Consider the following 211-nt stretch of genomic DNA (forward strand, 5'->3'; position numbering starts at 1 on the left):
CCTTCACACCACGCAGTAAATAAATTTTCATCATAATGCCATTTAACACCATGATATATATCATTAAAACAGTAGCTATTAGATAAACGAGGCTGATCAAATAGTAAGTGGCTATAAAATTCGCGCCAAATTATCTCAATTAGCAAAGTAAACTCATCACTATCACTTGAGATCAAGATATAAGGAAACTTATCAAACAATGATTTCAACA

At 31.3% G+C, this 211-nt stretch carries 1 protein-coding gene; it reads right to left on the reverse strand.

Going from position 1 to position 211, the window contains the following annotated elements:
- Nucleotides 1-211: FAD-binding domain-containing protein (locus V6256_RS16110; RefSeq protein WP_341599199.1), on the reverse strand; the 211-nt coding region annotated here is incomplete at both ends.

This window comes from Psychromonas aquatilis, assembly GCF_038155185.1.
Lineage (GTDB): Bacteria > Pseudomonadota > Gammaproteobacteria > Enterobacterales > Psychromonadaceae > Psychromonas > Psychromonas aquatilis.